7 protein-coding genes are annotated in these 7,219 nt (G+C 49.4%); 1 reads left to right on the top strand and 6 read right to left on the bottom strand.

Annotated features, from left to right (window positions below; translation table 11 throughout):
* Together QZT80_RS18770 and QZT80_RS18765 are read right to left on the bottom strand one after the other, a co-directional pair.
* Nucleotides 1-463: FAD-dependent monooxygenase (locus tag QZT80_RS18770; protein ID WP_295125587.1), on the bottom strand; the 463-nt coding region annotated here is incomplete at its 3' end.
* 56 nt (nt 464-519) lie between these two features.
* A complete protein-coding gene (locus QZT80_RS18765) occupies nt 520-1,587 on the bottom strand; it encodes an SGNH/GDSL hydrolase family protein (RefSeq protein WP_295125585.1) in 1,068 nt (355 codons plus the stop codon).
* A 168-nt stretch (nt 1,588-1,755) separates the two neighbouring features.
* Between QZT80_RS18765 and QZT80_RS18760 the strand changes: the two genes are divergently transcribed.
* Nucleotides 1,756-4,161 carry an ABC transporter permease gene (locus QZT80_RS18760; protein WP_295125582.1) on the top strand — a complete coding sequence of 802 codons (2,406 nt, stop codon included), beginning with the start codon at nt 1,756-1,758 and terminating at the stop codon, nt 4,159-4,161.
* 62 nt (nt 4,162-4,223) lie between these two features.
* Here the strand turns inward: QZT80_RS18760 and QZT80_RS18755 are convergent, their stop codons facing one another.
* The 4 genes from QZT80_RS18755 to QZT80_RS18740 all read right to left on the bottom strand — a co-directional run bounded on the left by QZT80_RS18755 (nt 4,224) and on the right by QZT80_RS18740 (nt 7,107).
* Nucleotides 4,224-4,592 carry a VOC family protein gene (locus tag QZT80_RS18755; protein WP_295125579.1) on the bottom strand — a complete coding sequence of 123 codons (369 nt, stop codon included), beginning with the start codon at nt 4,590-4,592 and terminating at the stop codon, nt 4,224-4,226.
* A gap of 100 nt (nt 4,593-4,692) precedes the next feature.
* On the bottom strand, nt 4,693-4,959 hold the full coding sequence (locus QZT80_RS18750) for an SWIB/MDM2 domain-containing protein (protein WP_264282392.1): 267 nt from the start codon (nt 4,957-4,959) through the stop codon (nt 4,693-4,695).
* A gap of 52 nt (nt 4,960-5,011) precedes the next feature.
* On the bottom strand, nt 5,012-5,467 hold the full coding sequence (locus QZT80_RS18745) for an NUDIX domain-containing protein (RefSeq protein WP_295125570.1): 456 nt from the start codon (nt 5,465-5,467) through the stop codon (nt 5,012-5,014).
* Between the two features lie 197 nt (nt 5,468-5,664).
* Nucleotides 5,665-7,107, bottom strand: a complete 1,443-nt coding sequence (locus QZT80_RS18740; protein WP_295125568.1) for an MATE family efflux transporter — start codon at nt 7,105-7,107, stop codon at nt 5,665-5,667.
* Between the last annotated feature and the right edge of the window lie 112 nt (nt 7,108-7,219).

The following is a 7,219-nucleotide window of genomic DNA, read 5'->3' as shown; positions in this document are numbered from 1 at the left end:
TCCCTTTATTGTCAGTGAGCAGGTAGCCATCGTCCTGCAAAGTATGTTTGGTGATATCCACGCCTTCCATCAACGTCACTTCAGAACGGCGCTTCACTTCGTCGACCAGGAAATTATCGAAGTCCATTCTTTTACACACAAAACCTCTCGGTTCACCAGGCAGTTTCTGATAATTGGCTTTATAAGGAATGTCGATACCAATGCGGTTAGCCGCTACGAAATTAACACCCCAGCTATCGAGCTTAAAGTTAGCAGCCAGCAGTCTTGCTGCGATACCCGGATCGATGCGGCCGAGTAGTGTCAGTACTTTGCCGCTAAGGCCATCGCCGCACACCTTATCACGGGGAAAAACGGCCTTGTCGACGAGCGTGCAGTTAACACCGCTATACGCCAATTGCAGCGCTGTGGTAGCGCCTGCGGGGCCGGCGCCAATGATGCATATGTTTGTTTCTATGGTTTGCATTTGTGGGGGAATGATTAGATATAAAAGCGGTTGTAAAATAGGAATTTATATCTAACCTACCACTTCACCTTCTCCTCAATAAATGCAATCAAACTCTTCGCCATTGCCTGCTGCTCCGACACCTGTGGGTGGCCGGGGGTGTTTTTGTAAGGGAAGAAATGGGTATAGATATGTGCATCGTTCAGCGAGGCCACTACCTTTTCTACATAACCTGGCCATGGCGACCCTTTCCTGGTGATATCCATGTTACCTAATGCACAAATGATAGTGGCGTCAGGATATTTACTGCGGATGGTTTTAACGAAACCGGCGTAGGCTGCTATGATTTGCGGTTCCTCTGGCTTTTTACCATGGAAACGTGCTTCGAACTGCGCGTGTGTTGGGTTATTCACCAGCCAGGAATCGTTCTGGAACAGGTTGATCACCACTACATCCGGTGTATAGGTGGAGAAATCCCATTTACTGTTTGGATCGGTGGCTACCGTGCGGTCGTAGATTTCGGGCATTATTACGGGCGCCCAGCTAATCATGATGCCGATACCGCTTTTGGCGGTAAGGTGTACATCGGCATTGAAGTGACGGGCAGCGATAGTGGCGTAACTCAGGTAAGCGTTTTCGTACGGTGCAGTGCCACGGTCTTTGCCGCTGCTGTCTTCTACGCCATAGGCGCAGGTAATGGAGTTGCCGAAAAATTCGATCTTACGCTGCGCAGCGGCCGGTGCCTCCAGCAATACAGTTTTCTTCGCCGGGCGAAACTCGTACAGCCAGGTTTTACCATGTTCGTACTCTGTTCTCTTAAACAGTTCTACCGTATGTTTGCCGGGACGTAAACCCGCGGCCAGTGTATATAATTTCTTCGTGGTATCGGGCTGCAGTTTGGCGGTTACTTTACCATCTACAATGACATTATAAGTACTAACGCCTTTTTCATCTTTCAACATTACTTTTATACCCGTTCCTTTAAAATTCACTTTGGCGGACGTGGCAGACCATGATAACAAAGTGGCGGAATCGGTAACTAAAACACGGCCGGTGTAGCGGATACGGGCATCATTGTTTTTAACCTGTGCAAAGCTGGCGGCGGAAATAAGCAGGGCCGGCAAAAATAGGCGGATATTCATCATACGTTTATCTGGTGGTAAAAGAATCCTTCAAATATAAAACATTTCCAGTCCGGAAGCGGACAATCTACTGTATCAAAAACGGACAGGCAATAGCTTCAAATTAGTTGAAAATCAACACAAAAATGAAATGGCACCAATTTCGTACGCATCGATAAACCTCACGCCATCATGTTTAAAAGTTACCTCAAATCGTCGTTACGGTTTTTGCTAAAGAACAAAACCTTCACCTTTATCAATATTTTCGGGCTGGCCACCGGCACCTTGTGCTGCCTTTACATACTTTGTTATGTTACGGGGCACATGCGCTACGACCGGCACCATAAGAACGCAGGTGATATTTACCGCATTACTTCAGACCTCAGCTTCTCTGGTGGCAAACGCCTGATGGCTACGGCCTCCCCGCCCATTGCACCCGCCATGAAACGGGACTTCGGGGAAATTATTCAATATACGAGGGTTATTCCCACGCTGGGCGTAAGCCAGCACCTGCTACGCTACAAAGGCAATACCTACTACGAGCCGCAAGCGCTGCTGGCCGACTCCACTTTCTTCGACATTTTTAATTATCACTTTGTATACGGCAATCCGCAGACGGCCTTTAAAGAACCATATACGATGGTGCTGCGTAAAGACGTGGCGGAAAAGTTATTTGGCCGTGAAAACCCGGTGGGCCAGCTCGTAGAACTGGACAACGCCTGGGAAAAGCTCCCGCTGAAGGTTACCGGCGTGTTCGACGAGAGCCTGGGTGCCACACACCTGGAGGCCGGCATGTTCATTTGCATCAGCGGTTACGGTGAAGGCCTTGCCGGCATTAATACCTGGTCGGGCAACAACTTCACGTATTCCTATATCAAACTAAATCCACACGCCAGCGCGGAAGCACTGGAACGGCAGCTACCTGCCTTTGTTGAAAAGTATGGCGGGCAAGAGCTTAAACAGGGTGGCATGGAGAAAAAACTGATCCTGCAACCGCTGTCGGCAGTGCATACCACAGCGGGGTTGGGCGCGGAAACCGGCCACCCGGTTAACCGTACCTTTCTTTATATATTGATAGTGATCGCGGTGCTGGTACAACTGATCGCCTGTATCAACTTCATGAACCTGTCTACCGCACGTGCCGCACAACGCGCCCGCGAAGTAGGCGTGCGCAAAGTGATTGGCGCGGGCAAATACAGCCTGGTCGGCCAGTTCCTGAGCGAATCGTTCCTATTATCGTTACTGGGTGTGCTAATTGCCATCCCCTTGTTGATAATGGCGCTTCCCTGGCTGAACCAACTGACCCAGGCCAACATTGACACCGGTTTTTTACGCGATTATAAAATTTGGGCTGCACTGGCCGGCATTGTTGTAATAACAGGTCTCGCGGCGGGCAGTTACCCTGCCTTTTACCTGTCGGCCTTCCAGGCGGTAAAAGTGTTGAAAGGTAATTTTTCGAACCATATTTCCGCTGCGGGCATTCGCCGTTCGCTGGTCGTATTCCAGTTTGTGGTGTCGATAGCGCTCATTACGGGCATCATCGTTATTTACAGCCAGTTGCAGTACATCCGCAGCAAAGACCTCGGGTTCGATAAAACGCAGCAGCTTGTATTCCGCTTCCCGACCAACGAGGCCAAAGTGCAATCGCCTGCCTTTGTAGAAGCCTTAAAACAATTGCCGGAGGTGAAAGCTATATGCCGTACCACTGCTTTGCCAGGACAGGGCGAATACAACAACTGGGGCGTATACCTCGCCGGTGGCGACAAGGCACATTCTGTGCATCAGCTCAACATTACCACCGACGAACATTTCACCACAGCGCTGGACATACCGATACTGAGCGGCCGTAGTTTTCATGCGGGCGATTCGGGCCGGGTACTCATTAACGAAACGATGGCCAGGCAACTTGGGCTCAATGTTATCGATGCGCCCGGCACACGCCTGTTTACCGACGACAGTGCGCCGGTGGAAATTGCGGGAGTGATGAAGGACTTCAACCTGCAGTCGTTATACGAAAATGTAAAACCATTTATGCTGATCTATCACCGGCAGCCGCAAACAGCGGGCAACCTGCTGGTGAGTGTGCGCAGCAGCGACTATACGGCTTTGCTGCAAAAGATGAATGAACTTTGGCAACAACATGTGAAGGGCTATCCATTCACCTATACGTTTATGGACGAGCAGCTGCAAAAACTTTATCAAACCGAGGTTACGCTATCGCGTATCATTAATGCGTTTACGCTGGTAGCCATTTTCATTTCCTGTTTAGGATTGTTTGGACTTGCGGCTTTTAATGCGGAACAGCGGGCCAAGGAAATTAGCATCCGCAAAATACTGGGGGCCAGCGTGAGTGGCATCATTCAACTGCTATCGAAAGATTTTTTAAAACTGGTGCTGATTTCGTTCTGCATTGCGGCTCCGGCCGCCTGGTGGGGTATGGACCGCTGGCTCGATCATTTTGCCTACCGCGTTACCATTAGCTGGTGGATGTTTGCGGTGGCGGGACTGGTGGCAGTACTCATAACGCTTAGCACCGTGAGTTTGCAGGCGATTAAGGCAGCGGTGAACAGCCCGTTAAAAAGCTTAAAAAGTGATTAAAAGAACATAAAAACCCCTGGGTAGTGATACTGCCCGGGGGTTACTCCGTATACCCGGAAATATTATTTCAAATATTCTATCAGTTCTATCCTGTTGCCAAAAGGGTCGCGGAAGAACAGTCGTTCGCGACCTTCAATCACAGAGGAGTAAGATACCTGAATGCCGTGCGACACCAGGAAGTCTTTCGCTTTATCGAGGTTATCGACCTCAAAAGCGGGGTGCCTGCCAGAAACAGGGCCGGTCATAGCTTCCTCCACAATATGCAGCTGTATGTCGGCCAGCTCGTACCAAACAGCTTCCCTGGGGTGTGTACCGGGAATTTCTACCAGTTCAAGTATGCCGCCGTAAAAGGCTTTTGCGTCTTCCTTTTTACCGGCCGGGATAGTAATGGCCACATGATCTATCTTCCTAAAGCTGAACATCCTTTCCATAATTCTGTGTTAGAACAACAAATATCGTATATCCGTGTCAAAAATGGAAAATGCCACCGCCCGAAAGCAGTGGCATCCCATATACGATTCAGGAAAGCAGTTACTTAACGTGGCTGCTCATTACCTTGGCCAGTTCAAACATGGAAATCTGTTGTTTGCCATTAAATACTTTCAACAGTTTTTCATCGGCATTGATCATCCTTTTGTTTGCAGGGTCCTGCAGACCTTTTTCCTTGATGTAATCCCAGATTTTTTTGGTCATTTCTGTTCTGGGCATCGGCGTATTACCGATTACTGCTGCCAGTTCAGGGCTTGGAGTTAAAGGGGCCGCTAATCCGGCGCCGGCTTTTTTCGTTTCTTTTGCCATAATTACGTGTGTTTAAACTATAAAAATGAGTGCCTTCTTATCCCGGGCAGGGTCAGATCAAGGAAAGCAGTTCGTCTATCAGGCCCAACTGGCCTGGGTTGATCTTAATTCTGGCTTCCTTTTCCCCGAACCATTCACCCCGGTCTATTTCCGGAACCTCCACAAACATACCGGATTTTGGCGGCCATTCCAGCGAAAAAGTATTAGAAACCAGGTTAGCGATGTTCGGATCCCCTTCCAGTCCCCAGGCGTTCACTATTTTCCCCGAGCGTTGCCGCACCGGCGTAAGCTTTATAAAATCGCCCGAAATACTAATACCCGTTTCCTCAGAAAACTCGCGAATGGCCGCGTGGAAAGGGTCTTCATCGTCTTCATACTCTCCTTTCGGAATACTCCACACCCCCTCGTCCTTGTTTTTCCAGAACGGCCCACCCGGGTGGACCAGGAAAAACTGGACGACTTTCTGCTTCCTTCTAAATAATAAAATACCAGCCGCTTTTTTTGCCATATGCTGAAATTTATCCAATTATAAGGCCAAAACAGGAATTATTTACCGCCCGGATGTGATATTAAATGGTCTTTCTGTTCGTAGTGTATTGCTAAATAAAGAGGAAATTTAAGTACCAAATTAACTAACAGCGGCACTTCTCCATTTCTACCCCATTTAAGACTGGGCAAAACAATAAGCTGTTTTGCCCGTTCTTTTTACCGTATTCCCTCCTCCACCAGCGTTTCCTTGTTTACGTCCATGGTAAGCGCTTCCTCCTCGTTTACCTCTTTGGTAAGTCGTTTCTTTTTCCAGTCGCCTTTTAAGAAAACACCCAATGAAACCAGGGCTATAATAATGTTGGAAGATGGAAAAGCCAGCCAAAGCCCCTGTACGCCCAGTGTGGTGTGCCGCGACAGTACATACGCGATCGGGAATTGTAATACCCAAATCGATACCAGTGCGATGATCATCGACACCACCATGTTGCCTGAACCTTTAAATACCCCCGTCATCGCCAGTTGGAAGCCCAGAAAGCCCCAGGCAAGCGACATGGTACGCAGGTAATTAGCGCCTCCCGCAATTACCGCCGGATCTTCTGGTACAAACACCGCCACCAGCCTGGTGGCAAATACAAAAGCTAATATGCCGGCCAGTGTGAGGGTAGAAAAGGCAATAACCCCTCCCAGCCTGCCCAGCCGCTCGGCCCTGTCTATTTGTCCGGCCCCCATGTTTTGCGCCACTACGGTAGAAATAGCCTGCGAAAAGCCCAGGGCGGGTATCATTACCACCTGCAGCACATTGGAGCCTACGCCAAATGATGCCAGGGTTACAGTACCAAAGGAGGTGATCAGGAAAGTCATCATCGTAAGCCCCAGCCCACGCATCGATTGCTCGATAGATGCGGGAAGACCGAGATTAAAAGCCTGCTTAATATATTGCCAGTCAGGTGTAAAGTCGCTGAACCGGATGTGTACCCCGCGTTTGCCCCGCAACAATATGCTCATTCCAATGCAAAGTGCAAGGATCTGGGTACTGAGGGTGGCCACCGCTGCGCCCATTACACCCATAGCCGGAATACTGCCGCGGCCAAATATAAAGATGGGATCGAGAATATAATTGAGGGTAACCGTGCCCATAATAATGTACAGCGGAATGGCAGGCCGCCCTACGCTGCGCATAAACGACATGAACATAATGAACATAAAATTGAAAGGCAGCCCCACGAACGATACCCGCATAAACTTCAAGGCTCCTTCGTACACAGCCTCACTCACGCCCATCAGCGTTAGGATTCCGGGGGCTATTAAGAAACCGGCTATGGCCAGCACCACCGATACGAGGAAAACCATCAACATCGTTTGTGCGGCCACATGATTGACCATCCGCTGGTTACGGGCACCCACAAACTGGGCAATCAGTACGGAACCTGCAATGGAAAAACCACTGCCAATGGCGATGGAAACGAAAGTAATGGGTGTGGTAACCGACACTGCGGCCACCGCATTGCCGCCCAGCCGGCCCACCCAAAACGCATCTATCAGCTGGTAGGTGGCCTGTAGCAGTTGGGCCAGCACCAGGGGGAAGGCCAACGTCATCAGCGATTTGAATAAAGGCCCTTCGAGCAGCAGATTAACGCCGGTCAATTCTTTTTTTGCCATGTTTCGCTTTGGCCCAAATATCAGACCATCTCCTTTTCGCACAAGATAGCGGGCGGTGTTGTACAAAAAGACTTTTATCTGTCAAAACAAGACAAATTTTTACGTTAACTAT

The sequence above is a fragment of the uncultured Chitinophaga sp. genome, from assembly GCF_902168175.1.
Lineage (GTDB): Bacteria > Bacteroidota > Bacteroidia > Chitinophagales > Chitinophagaceae > Chitinophaga.
The sequence above is the reverse complement of the archived record's forward strand: the minus strand, read 5'-3'. Positions and strand labels throughout refer to the sequence as shown.

What these genes read in the sequence shown, in the direction of transcription:
- QZT80_RS18765 (WP_295125585.1), bottom strand. Translation starts at nt 1,587, where the DNA reads ATGATGAATATCCGCCTATTTTTGCCGGCCCTGCTTATTTCCGCCGCC.
- QZT80_RS18760 (WP_295125582.1), top strand. Translation starts at nt 1,756, where the DNA reads ATGTTTAAAAGTTACCTCAAATCGTCGTTACGGTTTTTGCTAAAGAAC.
- QZT80_RS18755 (WP_295125579.1), bottom strand. Translation starts at nt 4,592, where the DNA reads ATGGAAAGGATGTTCAGCTTTAGGAAGATAGATCATGTGGCCATTACT.
- QZT80_RS18750 (WP_264282392.1), bottom strand. Translation starts at nt 4,959, where the DNA reads ATGGCAAAAGAAACGAAAAAAGCCGGCGCCGGATTAGCGGCCCCTTTA.
- QZT80_RS18745 (WP_295125570.1), bottom strand. Translation starts at nt 5,467, where the DNA reads ATGGCAAAAAAAGCGGCTGGTATTTTATTATTTAGAAGGAAGCAGAAA.
- QZT80_RS18740 (WP_295125568.1), bottom strand. Translation starts at nt 7,107, where the DNA reads ATGGCAAAAAAAGAATTGACCGGCGTTAATCTGCTGCTCGAAGGGCCT.